13 protein-coding genes are annotated in these 15,360 nt (G+C 69.3%); 2 read left to right on the forward strand and 11 right to left on the reverse strand.

Features of this window, described 5'->3' with window-relative positions; all coding sequences use genetic code 11:
• Positions 1–22: 22 nt before the first annotated feature.
• From ACFYPN_RS09655 to ACFYPN_RS09670, 4 genes are read right to left on the reverse strand one after another with little or no spacing between them, the layout of a single operon-like run.
• The gene (locus ACFYPN_RS09655) at positions 23–2,170 is read right to left on the reverse strand and encodes a DEAD/DEAH box helicase (RefSeq protein ID WP_389297533.1); all 2,148 of its coding nucleotides are present in this window, start codon (positions 2,168–2,170) and stop codon (positions 23–25) included.
• Positions 2,167–3,504 carry a BREX system ATP-binding protein BrxD gene (gene brxD, locus ACFYPN_RS09660; protein WP_389297535.1) on the reverse strand — a complete coding sequence of 446 codons (1,338 nt, stop codon included), beginning with the start codon at positions 3,502–3,504 and terminating at the stop codon, positions 2,167–2,169. Before brxD ends, ACFYPN_RS09655 begins: the two co-directional genes overlap by 4 nt.
• Positions 3,501–6,233 (reverse strand): BREX-2 system phosphatase PglZ, encoded by a 2,733-nt coding sequence (pglZ, locus tag ACFYPN_RS09665; protein WP_389297536.1) that lies wholly within the window; start codon positions 6,231–6,233, stop codon positions 3,501–3,503. Before pglZ ends, brxD begins: the two co-directional genes overlap by 4 nt.
• Positions 6,233–10,123 (reverse strand): hypothetical protein, encoded by a 3,891-nt coding sequence (locus ACFYPN_RS09670; RefSeq protein WP_389297538.1) that lies wholly within the window; start codon positions 10,121–10,123, stop codon positions 6,233–6,235. The genes pglZ and ACFYPN_RS09670 overlap by 1 nt, the downstream gene beginning before the upstream one ends.
• Before the next feature lie 557 nt (positions 10,124–10,680).
• Here ACFYPN_RS09670 and ACFYPN_RS09675 point away from each other — a divergent pair.
• Positions 10,681–10,803 (forward strand): hypothetical protein, encoded by a 123-nt coding sequence (locus ACFYPN_RS09675; RefSeq protein ID WP_389297540.1) that lies wholly within the window; start codon positions 10,681–10,683, stop codon positions 10,801–10,803.
• Positions 10,804–10,871: 68 nt separating this feature from the next.
• Here ACFYPN_RS09675 and ACFYPN_RS09680 read toward each other — a convergent pair whose 3' ends face one another.
• From ACFYPN_RS09680 to ACFYPN_RS09710, 7 genes are all read right to left on the reverse strand, one after another.
• Positions 10,872–11,324 carry a hypothetical protein gene (locus ACFYPN_RS09680; RefSeq protein ID WP_389297542.1) on the reverse strand — a complete coding sequence of 151 codons (453 nt, stop codon included), beginning with the start codon at positions 11,322–11,324 and terminating at the stop codon, positions 10,872–10,874.
• Entirely contained in the window at positions 11,321–12,058 is a 738-nt protein-coding gene (locus ACFYPN_RS09685) for a DUF433 domain-containing protein (protein ID WP_389297543.1), read from the reverse strand. Before ACFYPN_RS09685 ends, ACFYPN_RS09680 begins: the two co-directional genes overlap by 4 nt.
• Before the next feature lie 149 nt (positions 12,059–12,207).
• Positions 12,208–12,507 (reverse strand): ATP-binding protein, encoded by a 300-nt coding sequence (locus tag ACFYPN_RS09690; RefSeq protein WP_389297545.1) that lies wholly within the window; start codon positions 12,505–12,507, stop codon positions 12,208–12,210.
• 586 nt (positions 12,508–13,093) lie between these two features.
• Complete coding sequence (locus ACFYPN_RS09695; RefSeq protein WP_389297547.1) at positions 13,094–13,438, reverse strand: hypothetical protein; 345 nt, start codon at positions 13,436–13,438, stop codon at positions 13,094–13,096.
• Positions 13,435–14,643, reverse strand: a complete 1,209-nt coding sequence (locus tag ACFYPN_RS09700; protein WP_389297549.1) for a hypothetical protein — start codon at positions 14,641–14,643, stop codon at positions 13,435–13,437. The genes ACFYPN_RS09695 and ACFYPN_RS09700 overlap by 4 nt, the downstream gene beginning before the upstream one ends.
• 179 nt (positions 14,644–14,822) lie before the next feature.
• Positions 14,823–15,026: a hypothetical protein gene (locus ACFYPN_RS09705; RefSeq protein ID WP_389297551.1), complete on the reverse strand. Its 204-nt coding sequence runs from the start codon at positions 15,024–15,026 to the stop codon at positions 14,823–14,825.
• Positions 15,023–15,190, reverse strand: a complete 168-nt coding sequence (locus ACFYPN_RS09710) for a hypothetical protein (protein WP_389297626.1) — start codon at positions 15,188–15,190, stop codon at positions 15,023–15,025. The genes ACFYPN_RS09705 and ACFYPN_RS09710 overlap by 4 nt, the downstream gene beginning before the upstream one ends.
• Before the next feature lie 8 nt (positions 15,191–15,198).
• On the opposite strand from ACFYPN_RS09710, the gene ACFYPN_RS09715 reads away from it, so the two are divergent.
• Positions 15,199–15,315 carry a DUF397 domain-containing protein gene (locus ACFYPN_RS09715; RefSeq protein WP_389297620.1) on the forward strand — a complete coding sequence of 39 codons (117 nt, stop codon included), beginning with the start codon at positions 15,199–15,201 and terminating at the stop codon, positions 15,313–15,315.
• Positions 15,316–15,360 lie beyond the last annotated feature (45 nt).

A 15,360-nucleotide genomic window follows, 5' to 3' on the forward strand; every position in this document is an offset into this window, starting at 1 on the left:
GACGAACGGCCCCTGCTCAGCACTACTCATTGGTGAGCGTGACAAAGCGTGCAGGCTCCCGCAGAACCTTGCTGGCGCCCTCCTCGTCCGCAGTGCGCGCGGCGAGAGTGGCTTCGGCCAGGCGGGGCGGGAGAGCTTCTGCGAACTTGAGGCCACGAACCGCCCGGCTGTCGACTTCGGGAAGGCACAGACCCGCGCCGCTGTCCGCGCGGGCAGCCTGCCAGGCCTGAAGCGTGAGGTCGTCGCGGAGCCGAATCCACTGGTCACCGACGCGCCGGCGCGGAGTCACCACCGAAGAGAGTGACGCTGCCAGGGTGGCGTTGGCGCGGTGGCCGGCCCAGGTCCACCAGCGGACATCACCGTCGGAAGTCCGGGTGACGACCGTGCCGCCGGGGTGGACGGTATGCAGGTGCGCCTCGCGGGCCTCGGTGAGCTGTGCCGTGGCCCTATTGGTCAGGCGGACCGGTGGGTCATCGCCCAGGAGAACGTCCCGGGCAGCGCGAGCGAGGGCGAACGAACGGATGCGCTCCGCGCCGAATCCACTCCATCTGGCACGCCCTCCCGCGTCGGCGGGTTCCACGAAGCAGCGCTTGCGGGTCCAGTCGATGTACGTCACCAGCCAGTTGCGGCCGGCCAGCAGCAGTTTGCGCGGGCCCTCGATCTCTTCGGTGAGCAGGTCGGGGTCGGTACGCCCGATCTCTGTGCGGCCGTTGAGGACGGTGAACTCGGGCGGGGCGGTGAAGACCGCAGTCAGGTTCATGAAGTGGCGGTGCCCGTATCGGCGTTCGGCTTCCGGGCCGACGAACAGCAGTCCGCCGTCGTGGTCCAGGTATCCCTGCTCCACGAGGTGGCGCACGACGGGGGCGGCTCCCGGCCCGAAGGGCCCGATGCCGCCCCACCACTCCTGCCACAGGTTCTCGCCCACCCGGTGCTCCTGCAGGCACAGGGCCAGGAGTTGCTGGGCGACCAAGTGGCGTGGCTCGGGAGGAGCGACGACCGTTTCCACCCAGCCGCGGGACCACTGCAGGAGGAGCGCGGCCGACGAGAGCAGGCCCTCGGCGTCGAGTGCGAGGAAGAGGCAGTTGCGTGCGGTGCCGTGGCGGCGGCCGGTACGCCCGAGACGCTGGAGGAAGGAGGCGACGGTTGCCGGAGCGTCGAGCTGGACAACGCGGTCGAGGTCTCCGACGTCGATGCCCAGTTCCAGCGTGCTGGTGGAGACGATCACGCAGTCACGTGCTTCGGCGAACGCGGTTTCGGCCCGCCGCCGCTCGTCCACGGAGAGCGAAGCGTGGGACAGGAATGTCGTCACGCCCTTCAGTCGCAGTTTCTCGCCCAGCTCCTCGACGGTGCGGCGGCTCTCGCAGAAGACCAGCCGCTTCTCGCCCCGGTGCAGGGCCGCGATGACGGTGGCGGCGTTCGCGACGGATCCGACGTAGTCGAGTTCGATGTCGCCGGGGGGTGGTGCGGTGGGTGCCGCTCCGTCCAACGGCTGTTCACGAAGATGGGGCGCGACGACCCGGGCGGGACGGCGACCGTGTCCGGAGCCCTGGAGCCACGCCAGCAGTTCGTCGGGGTTGCCGACCGTCGCGGACAGGCCGACCCGCTGGAGAGGGTGGCCGACGACGCGACTGAGGCGCTCCAGTACCGCCAGCAGGTGCCAGCCCCGGTCGTCACCCGCGAAGGCGTGCACCTCGTCGACCACGACAGCGTTCAGCCCCGAGAAGAAGGCCTCGTGGTCGACGTGCGTGCTGACCAGCATCGATTCCAGCGACTCGGGAGTGGTGAGCAGGATGTCCGGGCGCTGCGCGAGGATGCGGCGCCGTTTGCCGGCGGTGATGTCGCCGTGCCAGAGCGAGGCCGTGCGGCCCAGCCAGCCCGCGTACGTCTCCAGGCGGGGGTGGAGGTTGTTGAGCAGGGCCTTGAGTGGGCACACGTAGAGCACACTGGTGCCCTTCCAGCCGCGCCGGTTCATACGGGTGAGCAGCGGGAAGGCGGCGGCTTCGGTCTTTCCGCCTGCGGTGGGTGCCAGCAACACCGCGTCCTCGCCCCTGAGGAGCGGTTCGACGGCCTCTTCCTGCAGGGCGCGCAGGGAGCGCCAGCCGAGGGAGTTGACGATGTGGTGGCCGAGAACAGGGTCGAGGAGATCGAAGGGGTCGGCCGCGTCCGTCATGGCAGGTCCAGTTCCAGTTCGATGTCTCCCGCGCCGGTGGCCGCGCTGCGTTCGGTCTCGTTCAGCTCAGAACTGTTCAGAGTGAGGGCGTAGTGGGCGCGGGGATCGAAGTCCTCGAACTCGTCGACCCTGTCCATCACATCGGCGACGAGTTTGCGCAGGTACAGGCGCGGGGCGATGCCCACCTTCCCGCCGAGCGAACCGGTGACCGCACGTGCCAGTTCCGCGAGATAGGCGTCATCGACGCGCGCGGCCAGCCGTTCGGGGTGGCGAGCCACTCCTGTGTAGACGTCGCGCACCTTGGCACCCAGTTCGGTCAGTGACTCCAGGTCGAAGCCAGCCAGGCGCAGTTGCACGGCGCGCGGGGAGTCGAAGCGGGGATCGGTGGTGAAGTCCGTGGCGAGGCGCTGGGCGAGGGGCGCGAGGCGTTGGACGCCCTGCTGTCCGTCGTAGAAGGCGGGGGTGCCGGTGATGACGAGGAAGAGGCCCGGGAAGCGTCCCGCGTCGATCTCGTCGAGGAGTTGACGGAGCGCGTTGAGGGACTTCTCGCGTACGTCGCCACGCACTCGTTGCAGGGTCTCGACTTCGTCGAGTACGAGCAGGAGACCAGGGTGTCCGCAGTCCCGCAGGACGGTGAGGAGCCCCTGGAGGAACCCGAGGGCGCCGAAGTGGTCCAGGTCGCCCCGGATGCCTGCGGCGCGCTTCGCCGAGGCTGCCACGGACTTCTGGCCCCCGAGCCACGCGATGAGTGCTTCGGCCCGGGCGCCGTCGCCCGCGGCGACGGCCTGACGGTAACCGCGCAGAGCGGCGGAGAAGGCCGGGGTGGTGCGGGCGACATCGGCGAGACGGCGCTCCAGGAGTTCGTCGACGGCCGCGGCCAACGCGTCCTCGTCGTCCTCCGAGATGTCCCCTGACGCCAGGACTTCCTCTTCCAGCGCGTAGAACCAGGAGTCGATCACCGACCGGAGGGCCGAGGGCTGGTGGGTGGCGGTGGTGAGGCGTTCGGTGAGCCGGCGGTAGACGGTCTCCAGCCGGTGCAACGGGGTCTCGGTCTCGGAGATCTGCACTTCGCTGACGGCCAGACCGCGCCGCTTGGCGCGTTCGGAGAGCCAGCGGGCGAAGAAGGTCTTGCCGGAGCCGTACTCGCCGCGCAGGGCGTGGAAGGCTGAGCCTCCGCGCGCCACGGTGTCCAGGTCGTCGTCGAGAGTGGCTTCGAAGCGGTTCAGCCCCACGGCGAACAGTCCGAGCCCGGCTCGTGGCACCGTTCCGCGCCGCAGGGCGTCGATCACGTCGCGCCGGCGTGCCGTGCTGATCTCCGAGGACCCGGTGGTCATGCGGCGCCTCCGAGGAACTGCTGCTGGAGCAGGGACTTGTCGAGCTGGACTGTCCGTCCGGATTCGATGAGCTGGAGTACGGGGTATCCGTCGATGTTCAGCAGCCGCTCCAGCACGGTGGCGAAGCGCTCGGGGTTGCGCTGCGACTTGCCGGTGGCGGCCTGCGCGGCGGCGGCGACCGCGCCCGGGGAGAGCTTTCCGCCTGCGGAGAGCAGGGCGTCGAGAACTGCGGCGACGGCCTTCTCGGTCGGGGCGAGACGGACGAACTCACGCTGTGCCTTGAACAGGGGCGACTGCACGGCCTGTTCGCCGAGCGTGCCCCGCCCGGGCAGCATGAAGATGCCTTCGCCTTCCGGGGTCGGCGCCGCCTTCCTGCCGCGCGGCTTTTCTGCGAGAGGTGCGGAGCCGGCCCTCATGGGCGCGGCATCGCCGCCTCGCCACCAGCGCGGAGCGGTGCTCTCCGCGGGCAGCAGGGTCCAGCCGGCCGGGATCAGATCGGCGGACGGGACGACGGTGATCACGGGAACGGTGACCTCTGCCGGAGCGGCACCGCCGTGGTATCCGGCCTGTCTGCCGGTGTAGCGCAGGTCGTCCCGCCAGGCGGCGATGATCTGCCCGCCGCCCGCGAGGACACGGGGGCCCGCCAGTGCGATCTCCCCCTCCTGCGGGGTGCCGGTGCGCCAGCGTGCGCCTCCCACCCCTTCCGCATCCGTCTGCTGGTGGCCGCGCGGGGTGCGGTCCAGGACATGCCCGTGGTCGGAGACGAGGACGACGGGGCGGCCGTAGTCGCGTGCCGCGTTGAGCAGGTCGGAGAGTTTGGAGATGTCGCCGATGTTCCATCGGCCGCGGGCGCCCTCGCGGCCGTCTGCCAGCGCGTCGTCGATGGTGTTGACGACGACGGCGACGACGTCGTCGGACGCGAGGGTGTCCAGCAGTTCGGGGGCCAAGCGGTGTCCCGGCGGCCCTTCGTAGCCGCCCTTGTGGAAGAGGTGGGCGTCACGGTGGCGCTTGCGCCAGAACGTGGTGAAACCGGCCCGTTCCACGCTCTGCCCGCCTTGGGCCGGTTCACCGCTCAGGAGTGATGCCCTGCTGATAGTGGTGAGGGACGGCAGCATGGATACGGCCGCCTGGCGGGCCGCTTCCTTGCCGGGGCGTGGCTTGGGGATCACCTCGGTCCACACCTTGCGGTCCAGTTCACCGGCGAGCTGGACCGCGATGTCCGCACTCATGCCGTCGAGCACGAGGATGAGGGGCCGGCCTCCGTCGCGGGCGAGCGGCGCCGCTGCTTCGGCGAGTACGTTCTCGATGAGGAGCGCGCCGCCCGTCGCCTGCTGGGACGCGGTCTCCGTCCAGTCGGCGAGGGTGCGGGCGAATGCCTCGTCGAGCCGGGCGCGACGCTCGCGCACCGCTCCTATCAGCCGGTAGTAGGCCTCGCCGACGGCGGTGTCGAGCGAGGTGTCGCCCTCGGAGAGGATGCCGACGGCCAGGTCGGCCCAGCCCGCCGACGCCAGGTGGTCCTGCACGGCCTGACCCGTCGACGCCGTCTTCGGCATGGGGGCGTTGAGCCAGCGCACCAGGCGCACGGCGGTGCGTGCCATGTCCGTGGATTCGGCGTTCAGCTCGGCGAGCTGGTGTTCGGCGAGTTCGCGCAGGGCGGCCTCCGCGTGTGCGACATCGCCGTCAAGGGTGGCCGCGAGTGCGCGCAGCCTGGCGCGGTAGCCGGAGGGCAGCATACGGTCGGTGCCGATGAGCGGGCTGAGCCGGGCGTCCGCGGCCAGCTGATCGGCCCGGTCGAGGACCGCAAGGACGCGGCTGCGCGCCTCGTTCCCGTGCGGACCGCTTCCTTCGGCCTGCGCGATCCAGCGGGTGACGACTCCGGTAGCGGCGTCGGCGAAGGGCCGCAGAGCATCGAAGGAGGCGAGGGCGGAGCCGTACAGAGTGCCCAGGGCGAATCCGGCGGCCTCCGCCGAGGAGGCGGCGAGCGCGGCCGATGCGAGGGCACCCAGCGGAAGGGCGTCGGCACCTCGCTGGTCGGCAGCCAGCGCGAGGAGGGTAGGCGCAGCAGGCCCGACGGTCCTCTCCAGCCACTCGCTGAGACCTGCCCGTTCGGCGGCGGGAAGTGCGGCGAACAGGGCGGGGCCCGCTCCGGTCCGGGTCCAGGCGAACAGGGTGTCGGCGTCGAAGTCCAGTGTGTCGGACGTGGTGTCGCCGAGTCCGAGCCGGGCGGCGAGCAGGGCCCGTACGGCACGGTCACGCGTGAGCACGGCTCCGCTGCGCGGCCAGTGGTCCGCGGGCTCGGCTTCGAGCAGGGCGTCCAGGAGCCATTTCTCGCCGGCCATCCGGGCGTCGAGGTCCGCGGCGCCGAAGAGCTGCTTGACGATGTCCGCCGGATCGACGGCGAGGGAACGCCTGCGGACGGCGTGGGCGCGCAGGTCCCAGCCGAGCTGGTCGGCGGGGACCGCCCCGGTGACGACGAGGACGCTGTCGCCGTCCGGGTCCTCCTGGGACCGGTGGCGCTGCCAGGCGTCGACGATGCCTAGGGGGGAGTTCTGTTCGGTGATGCGTACGCGGCGCTTGCGGCCGTTGATCCGGACGGTGAACTCGGTCTCCCGGTCCCCTCCTTCGTAGGTGGCGTCGACCAGGACCAGGCGCCGGTCCTCGGCGTGAGGGAGTTCGCTCTCCAGGAGTACTTCGATGGCGCGGCGGCCGGCGGCGGGGCGTACGGCCATCAGTTGCCCTCTTCCGCGTCTCGCTCGTCGTCGCTCTTCACCGCACGCCAGATGATCTCCACCGGAGTGTCCGGGTGGGCGGCGCGGAACTGTTCGATCTCCCCGCGGACGGCTTCCAGTTCGTCACTGAGTAGCGACTCCAGCGGGGAGAGACCGGACGCGATGACCCGCCTGGCGGACTGTGTGCTCGTGTCGGCTCCTCCCTTTGGCTGCTGGGGCTTCGGCAGCAGCGGGGAGGGTGCGGGGTCGGAGGGCACGGGCGGGTTCCCGTGCTGCGAAAGGCGAATGAGGTCCGGCCCGGGGGCAGGAGACGGCGGCTGCGGGGCTGCCTGCTCCACGTGCAGGGCCGCCTCCACGATGGCCATGCCGGTCTCCGGGACGCCGCCGAGCACGGGCACCAGGGAGCGCTCGAACTCGGAGGCCCGGGCCGTCTCGGCGACCTGGGTCAGCAGCCGGCGTGCCCGGTCGCCCAGGCTGTCGTCGCGGTCGCTGAGGCGCCGGACGTTCTTGAGTACCCGCCAGGCCGCGTCGGCGTCGTCCAGGGCCTGGAGCACCGCTTCCGCGGTGGTCATGGCGTGGGCCAGGTCCCGGTCCGGGGTCTCGTAGGAGAGACCGGAGAGTTCCCGGACGAGGGCGGTCGCATCACTGCCGTGACGGCTGAGCCGGGCGAGCACACCGGCGGCCTCACGCAGGATCGCCGTACGCGCGGCGGGGGCGTCTCCGTCGAGGCCGAGCAGTGCCGCGTGCTGGTCCAGTGAGGCGCGGACGCCCGTCACGAAGGTCTCGTACTCCGCCGCCTTGTCCCGGACCTCTTCGGCGAGCTTGTTGACGTTGCGGGCGAACAGGGCGGGTTTGGCGCGGGCCCCGAAGAGCCGCCCGGCACGGTCCCGGGCACGGGCGTACTCGTCCTCGCTGGGCAGCGGCTGGGACCGCAGCGCCCAGCCGGGGCCGATCGCGGCGATCTCGGGTGCGGCGGTCTCCGGGCCCGAGTGATAGACCCAGGCGCGGTCGTCGAGCAGGGCGTACGCGGCGATCAGGAGGTTCGTCGTCTGTTTGTCGAGGCCGTCGTAGCCGAGGTCCTTGGTGATCCAGCCCCGGATGTCCTCGACGTTGAGCGGCCCGCGTTCCTTATGCTGGGCCGCGGCCTGCTTGATCCGCGTACGCCAGTCGGCGCGCAGCACGAGCGGCCCGTCGTGAACGGTGCCGAGCTCCAGGGGTTCCACGATGCGCTTGACGGTCTTCAGCTGGTGGCTGTCGACCTCCGCCCGGCCGCCCTCGTCCATGGCCCGGGTGATCCACTCCAGGGCTGTCCGCAGCTCACCCGTGGTGACGGCCTTGTTCTGGCCGCTGTGGTGCCGGCCGAAGTCGGGGTGCTTGGGGTACAGCGCGGCGAGGAGTCCCCCGGCGAGGTGCAGCGCGTTGTCGGCGAAGGACTTCCCGCCCTCCGGCTGGGGACGCGGGAAGCGGGGGTCCAGGCACAGGACGTGGCGGCCCTCCACCACTTCGGCGGCCCTGGTGCCGTCCTTGGCCTCGGCGATCCCGTACACCTCGGCGAGTGAGCCGGTGAGGGTCCGGGTGAGGGTCTCGCGGCCGACCTCCAGCTGCCGGCGGGCCTTGGCCCGGTCGTCCGGCGGGTAGTTCCGGGTGTAGTCGGCGAGCCGGTCGCGCTCCAGCAGGAAGTTGATCCGCATGAGCCGGCCGAGCTGGGCCTTGCGCTGTTCGGAGAAGAAGTCGGGCAGCCAGACGAGGGTGGGGGCGCTGTACCCGTCCCTGATGAGTTCGACCACGCGCTGGTAGTCGTCGGTGGGGTAGTTGCCGTCGTCGTCGAAGGGGTAGTCGACGACGAAGCGGATGTTGCCCGGAGTGGCCGGCGTGAACTGTTCGTCCGGCAGGTCGCGCGGGTCGCGTACGTTGCCGAACACGAACTCCGCGGTGCGCCGGGTCCCGTGCCAGATGATCTCCTTCTCGGGGACGAGCTGGCCTTCCTTGACTCCGAGTTCCTCCCACAGCCGGTCCCGCAGCCATACGCGGCGTCCGCCCGACCGGTCCTCACCGGCGACGGCGTCGAGGAGGGGTTCGACGTCCAGGTCGGACAGGTGCAGCGAGAAGACGGGGTCGGTGTCTCCCTCGGCCCGCAGTTCGGTGGGGTACTCGCCCTGCAGGGCGCGCATCCGGTCGATGACCTTCTGTCCGACGGGCACGGTCCGCGACCGTACGGAGCCGTGGTTGAGGGCGGCGAGCCGTGCCCCGGTGAGGCGGCGCAGCGCGGGCACGTCGGGGGCGAGCGCGGCCAGCAGCAGGGTCTTGACGAAGCGGTCGTCGGCGAGGAAGTCGGGGTGGTCGTCCCGTCCGTACTTCTCCAGCAGGTGGAGACGGGCCTTGGCGTGGAACCGCTGGGCCGCCTCAGACTCGTGCTTCAGCTTGTCGGTGAAGGCCGCCCCGGTCCCGTCGATCAGGACGTCCCACAGGTCGCCGAGGGGGATCAGCTGACCGAGCTGGGCGTCGGCGTTCTTCTCCAGGAGCTGCTGGACGAGCTTGAGGCCGGTGCGTTCGCGCTGGAGGGCGCCGGAGAGGGCGACGAGCACGTTCAGCAGGGCGGGTGACAGCGGGTAGACGGTGCGGAAGTCCTCCCAGCCCGCGTGGGTGGCACCGCCGTCGTCCAGCAGGACGTCCTTCACCAGCGGGCTGAACCGGTCGACCCCCTCGAAGGCGGCGTCCAGCACGTGCTCCTGCCCGGCCCTCGGCTTGAGCACCCGCTCCTTGATGATCTCCGGGAGGTTGCGGTCCTCCAGGTCGACGACGGTGACGCGCTCCTTGAGGTACTCCAGCGCCTGCTCCATGTTCTGCACGTCGGAGCCGAGGATGTCGGAGCCGACGAGCTGGGAGAGGTCGCGCTGGCGTGAGATGAAGGAGACGATCGGAACCGGCCGGTTCGGGTTGCTGGACTCGATCAGCTTGACGAGTTTCTGGATCTCGTCGTTGACGAAGGTCCGCTCCCGCATCCGGGCCTGCAGCCACAGGATCAGTTCGTCGAGGAAGAGCACCACGCCGTCGTAGCCGAGCGACTGGGCGTGCACGCTCATGGCGCTGAGACCGTCGTCCAGGGACACATACGCAGCCGCGTCGCCCCGGATGCTGTCCGCGTACGCCTTCATGGGACCGCTGACCAGGGCAGACACCAGCCGCTCGCGCCGCTCGTCCCCGTCGGGTGCGGCAAAGGCCGCGTCGAGCTCCGCGGAGGTCCACGCGGTGTGGGCGACGGCTCCGATCGGGCTCAGCCCATCCTCGTCGTCTGCGTCGTCGTCCGCCGCGGCCCCAGGAGCGGCATTGGCGGTGGGCAGAAGCTTGGAGAACGCGTCGTCCCCGAGGGAGGCCCGCAGGTTGCGTGCGTCGGACAGCAACGAGTCCGCCTTGAAGACCAGCGGCGTGGGTGCCTCGGGGTGCCGCTCGCGCACCGTCTTGACGTATCCCCCGAGCAGCGCCGAGTCCAGGTTGGCGGCCCCGACCAGGTGGTAGGGGACCATGAGGAACTTCTTCCCGCGCAGCCACTCGTCGTGCTCGGCGACCACCTCGCGCAACCGGGGCTTGGTGCGGGTGGCGGGCTCACCGTTGAGCACGGCGTGCAGCACGCTCAGGAAGTGGCTCTTACCGGCACCGAACGAACCGTGCAGGTAGGCGGCGTACGAGCTGTTCTTCCGCATGGCACCGCGGATCAGCTTCAGCGCGGTGTCGAACTGCTCCCGCAGCTGCGGGGTGACGACGTACTCGTCGACGGTGCCGGCGGAGGACCCGGTGAAGCCTTTCGACAGTTCGATCTTGAAGTCGCCGGCGTGGACGTCCTCCTTGATGTCGAGGACGTCCCTCAGCACGATGTCACTGCCCCTGGCCATCAGCCACTCCCGCTCCCCAAGACGTCCCCGCCCGGCCGCCGCGGCCGGACACACAGCGGAGTCACGCTGTCACTCGCGTCTCGCACGTATATCCCTCCATCCTGCCAGCTTGCCCCCGACCCCGGGCGACCCGCACGGTCGCCCCATGGGCCCAGAGCCACGAGGTCGCCCCCGGCCATGAGCGACGGTCCACGAGGTGGCTCTGCACGGGCGCCGCTTGGACACGTCCTGACCTGCCATCGGCCCCCGTGTGCCCCGGAGTACGGACAGGCGGGGTGACCGGAATGGGCGTAGCGTTTTCCCATGTCAACAGCCTCGGAACATACGCCTGCTGAGGAGGCGTCTGCTGCTGAGTACCGCACCGACCCCCGCCTGGGGGCCTCCCGGTGAAGAGCATCCGCCGAGCGCCCGCATCAACGGAAAACACCACCGGATCTTCCTCTGGATCTTCCTGGCGGTCCAGGCGCTCTTCCTCTTCTGGATCATCGCCGGCGTCAACGGCAACGCCCACGCTTCCTGCGAGGGAATGGTCGGCGACGCGCTCACCACGTGTCAGAGTGCCCGGCGACGCTGGCACCGCGATCGGAGTGGGTCTCGTCATCGCCGTGTGGGTGGCCGTGGACATCATTTTGGGCATCACCTACGGCGTCTGCCGGCTCACCCGCAGGCAACGCGTGTAACGCGCTGCGCCGACCGAGCAGGTACGGCATCGGCGGTGAGTGACCTTGCGCCTGCCGGGTCGAAGCGGTTAAGGATGTGCACGCCGTCGGGCGGCCGCCAGGCGCTGCACGAGGACCTCTCCCGAGGTGTGGTTCAGTCCGCCTGCCGTCAGCTTGTGCACCCAGGGCCCCGGCTCGGCCGCCGCGCTCACGATGGCGTCATGAAGGCCGTCGAAGCGCGCGATCTGCTCCGCTACCCTCATGTTGCCGTTGGGGAAGAGAAAGAAGCGCGCGGAGCACTCCACGACTGCTGCGAGCTCCAGCACGTTGGACACGATGCGGATGTCGGAGCCGATGCAGATCCGACCCTCGCCAGTTGCGTCGCGGATCCAATCGACGTCAGGCACTCCCTCAGCAGCCGCCACGCCGTAGCGTTCCCCGATGGTGACCGTGTCGGGGAACAGGCGCTTGACCGCCTCGGCGAACCGCTTCCCGTTGGTGCTCCGATCGAGGAAGAGCTTGATCCCCCCGGGTTCTGTCACGAGGCCGCCCTGAGGCCCATCCGGTCGGACACTTCGGTCACCTCGTCGACGGGCAGATCGAAGTCGTACGCGATGTCTTCGGACGCCTCCCCTGCCTTCAGGAGTCCCTGAACCACGTGGAGCGGGGTCCCGGTCCGGGTGAAATATGGTCGTCCGAAGTTGACCCCCGGCTGCACGCTCAGATCGGCGACCTCGTAACCGGGCAGCACCAGCTTGGTGGCGTACCCGTCGGCATTGCCCTCGTCGTACTCGATCCGTTTCATGTTCCGCTCGACTACCTCGCGGAACACGTACTGACTGTCGCGCAGGACGACCAGCTTCTTGGCAGCGTCCTGCCGGTCGCGGTCGCCCAGGTCGTCCACCACCTCGTACAGCAGTTCCGCGCCTGAGACGAAGAACCGGCGGGACGCCAGTGCGTACTCCACACCGAACCGTTGTCGCACCAGCTCCAGCGCCGGGCGGATCCGCTGCATCGGCATGTCCGCCTGTCGCAGGGCTGCCAGGAACATGCCCTCGGCCAGGCCGATGAAAGGAATCGAGGGCTGCACGGGGGTAGGCCGTCCGAGGGACGTGATCATGGGGGCCCCCACCACGTCGGCACGGTCGGGGAAGTGATTGCGGTATCCGCGCGCCCATGCCCGGAAGGTCGACGGTGCCATGCCCAGGTACTGCGCGGCCTCCGCCTGCGTGTACAGCGGAACGCTGAACCGCACGTCGTCGCGCTCGTCCGACATGCTCACCACCTCCACATTTCTCAGTGTCCCAGCAGACGCGGGGAAACAGTATCCGCAGAGACGGATCCGCATCCTTCTTCGGCGCCGGGGAGACGCTCGCCTGGAGCGGGCGGTACGTGGGACCGTTTTCCGGCCGGAGGCGGTCCGGTTCATGCCGTCACCGTCGCCACCACCGCCCAGACCGTCTTACCCGGGGCGCCCTTGCGCTCGTCCACGCCCCACTCCCGGCACAGCGCTGCGACCAGCACCAGCCCGCGCGCCGCCTCCTCGTCGCACGCGGTCGCCCGTACGGCGGACATCCGCTCCCCCCGTGTGTCGGTAACCTCCACCCACAACCGCTCGCCGGTCACCCACACCAGCCGCAGCTGGGCGTCCCGGCCGGGGACCAGCCCGTGGGTGACGGCGTTCGCGGCCAGCTCGCCCACGATCAGGCTCACCGTGTCATTCACCTCGGTGCCGTAGCGGTGGCCCCAGATGTGGACGCGGTGCGATGCCAGCCGCCGCGCCAGGCGTGCGCCGCGCGCGGTGGAGGAGAAGCACAGCTAGAAGAGGTCGTCGGTGGGCGGCGCGGGGAGGTCGGTCGTCGTCATGCCAGAAGTCTTGAGGCGTCCGTCCCGCCCCCACCAGCAGTGACACCCCTACAGAGAGAGCCTGTCGGGAGCGGGCTCCCGGCTGTCAGGGCCCGTTCGGGCAGGCATGTCACGGCCGCCGGGGGGCCGGGGTGTCGGTGAGTGCGGCAGGTGGCTCGGCCCGGCTGAGCCTGCGGAGCGGGTCGATCGTCGCCCAGTCCGTCGTCCGGTGTCCGACTCGGTTCTCCTGTCCCCGACTTGGGCACCCGATGACCATGGACCAGCCGGTCCGGGCTGCGCTGCCCGGCCGGCGGCAGCCTCCCGCACCGTGTGGCCTCCCGTGCCGGACGACTTCGTTCCGGGCATCACGTACAGCGGCAGCCGCCTCGCTCCAGGCAGCGAACGTGACGCGGCGTGCCGGAACAGAGGCCTCCAGGGCGCCGCCGCGAGGATTGTGTCGCCGCCGTCACTTGTCGGCCGAGGGCGGCTCGGGCAGTTCCCAGACCCGCGCGAATACGTCGGCGACTTGCGGCCAGACCAACTGACGAGCGGCATCGGCCGAGTCGACCTCGTCGACCAAGGATCCGAGGACGACGAACTCATGGGGGATGACTCTGCCGGCCCTGTCCTTCCGTCCCAGAGGATCGGGGAAACGCAGTGCCCCCTTCTCCGCGACGCGCCGCCAGACTTCCGGTTGGTCCCCGACACCGGAGAAGGCTTCGTCATAGACCCGGAGCGGATCTGTGAATCCGCCGTCACGGAGGAACCTGAAACCCCAGGTCCGCCCACGGGTGGCCCAGATGAGGCTCACTTCGCGCTCCTCAGAAGGACCTTCTCCTCTTCACCCCTGTCCAAGTCCATCCGGAATCGGGTCAATGTTGCTGTGAGATAGTTTTGTTTGGCCATTGCTTCGGAGTTGATGTTCTTGAGTTTATCTCCCGTCACCTTGACCGCCTCGTTCAGGACTTCCTTCGAGAGCACGAGACTGACGAGATTACGCAAAACACCTGCGGGGCCGGCCAGCTTGATCTTGTTTCCGAGCAGCACCTCGGACAGAGCCCCGGCACCGGCCAGCAGACTCTCGGCTACCTTCACAGGCATATTCTTCAACTGGGCCCACCGGACGTGGCGCTCGAAAGGAAGCATGGCGGCCAACGGGAGGATCAACTCCAGGCCGACGCGCTTGGTCACCTCAATGCTTTCCGCACCGAACTGCGCCGAAGAAAGCAGCACGAAGTCCTCGCCCACGGACAGTGCATCGCCGGCCTCCACCAGCCCTGCGATCACCTCCCGGAATTCAACCAGGTCGTCACCGACCTTCTCCACGAGGAGATCCCTGAACCCGAACACGTCCATGTCCGGCAACAGATCGGACTTCGACAGCGCCATGATCCAGATACGCGGAAAGTCGACGAGAGGCTTTCCGTCCTTCAGCAGGTCACCCTTGAGCGACAGCAATCCGTTGCGGAAATTGGCCAGCAGAGACTTCAGGTACCGCTCTTCCTGTCCGGCGTTGTCCAGCAATCGCTGACCGTCCACCAACAGGAGAGCGACATCAGAGCTCAGCAGGGAGATGAAAGCGTCAACTCTGCGTTGGGCTTCCTCGGGCCCGCTGACACCCTCCTCGAACCACTCTCCCGGATAGTCGTGCCAGACAAGCCGCAGGACATCGAAAGGTCTAGCCTTGTTCGCCTTGGCGTCTGAGCCGTCCTTCAGCCTCACTGAGAAAGAGTAGGACGTGGAGGCAAAACGAGTGGCTGCGGGCAGTCGCGCAGACTCTCTCATGCCGAGGTAATTCCGATGAAGCCGAGTCCCCTGACCCATGTCGTCCGCTACGACGTGGAACAGGCTTTTCTGCACGTGCTGAGACTCCTGCGTAGCCCCATAAAAGGAGGACAGCATGACGGTCTTGCCGCTGCCGCTCTCACCAAAGACGGCGATGTGCTGCTCAAGCGCTTTTTTTGTTACTTGCATATGAGGATCATACGGACGCTCCCCTCGTGTCGTGAAGACCATGACCACAGGGGAATTCGGTCAGTCGGCGACGGAAACAGGTGAAACCCGGCGCACAGCTTCATGGCTCGGGCCGGTCCGCGCGGCGATGTCGGCAAGCGAATCAACCTGTTCGTCGACTCGCTCCACAGAGGCCTGCGGCAGCACGCGTCCGACACAGACTACTGCGGCCGTAGCAGTAGTCACTGGCACGCGCGACGTGGTGAAAACGTTGCGACTACCTGCCCGCCGGTCTCGTGGCACGCGAAATCGGCCAGGTCAAGGGCGAGTTGCTCGACCATCTCATCGAGAACGACGCTGCGGATGATCAGCGGGACGTGCGTCTCGATGGAGTGCTCGCCCGGTGCGGGAGCCACGCGGCCTCCGGCCGGAGGGGGCCAGTTCATGGCGTCACCGTCACCACCACAGCCCAGACCGTCTTCCCCTGCGCCCCCTTGCGGTCGCTCAGGCCCCACTCCTGGCACAGCGCCGCGACCAGCACCAGTCCGCGCCCTGACACCTCATCGCCCGAGGGCGGGACCGCGCGCACCGCCGGCATCTGCTCGCCCACGGCTGGAGATTGCGGCTGTCCACACGTCTGTGTACATCCGAGACTCCAAGCAGGCGGACAGGCCGGTCCTGAGTGTCGGAAGTGCTGGATGGGCGCGATTCGTGCGGATGGCCGCGCGCGGCTGAAGCGCCTTACGCGGAGGTGGGCGGGACCGGCTTCCGGTCCCGCCC

Source organism: Streptomyces sp. NPDC005576, from assembly GCF_042871745.1.
Lineage (GTDB): Bacteria > Actinomycetota > Actinomycetes > Streptomycetales > Streptomycetaceae > Streptomyces.

Bases quoted from the DNA above. Each gene is read 5' to 3' on its own strand.
- ACFYPN_RS09655 (WP_389297533.1), bottom strand. From the start codon at position 2,170: ATGACGGACGCGGCCGACCCCTTCGATCTCCTCGACCCTGTTCTCGGC.
- brxD (WP_389297535.1), bottom strand. From the start codon at position 3,504: ATGACCACCGGGTCCTCGGAGATCAGCACGGCACGCCGGCGCGACGTG.
- pglZ (WP_389297536.1), bottom strand. From the start codon at position 6,233: ATGGCCGTACGCCCCGCCGCCGGCCGCCGCGCCATCGAAGTACTCCTG.
- ACFYPN_RS09670 (WP_389297538.1), bottom strand. From the start codon at position 10,123: ATGGCCAGGGGCAGTGACATCGTGCTGAGGGACGTCCTCGACATCAAG.
- ACFYPN_RS09685 (WP_389297543.1), bottom strand. From the start codon at position 12,058: ATGTCGGACGAGCGCGACGACGTGCGGTTCAGCGTTCCGCTGTACACG.
- ACFYPN_RS09700 (WP_389297549.1), bottom strand. From the start codon at position 14,643: ATGGTCTTCACGACACGAGGGGAGCGTCCGTATGATCCTCATATGCAA.
- ACFYPN_RS09705 (WP_389297551.1), bottom strand. From the start codon at position 15,026: ATGAACTGGCCCCCTCCGGCCGGAGGCCGCGTGGCTCCCGCACCGGGC.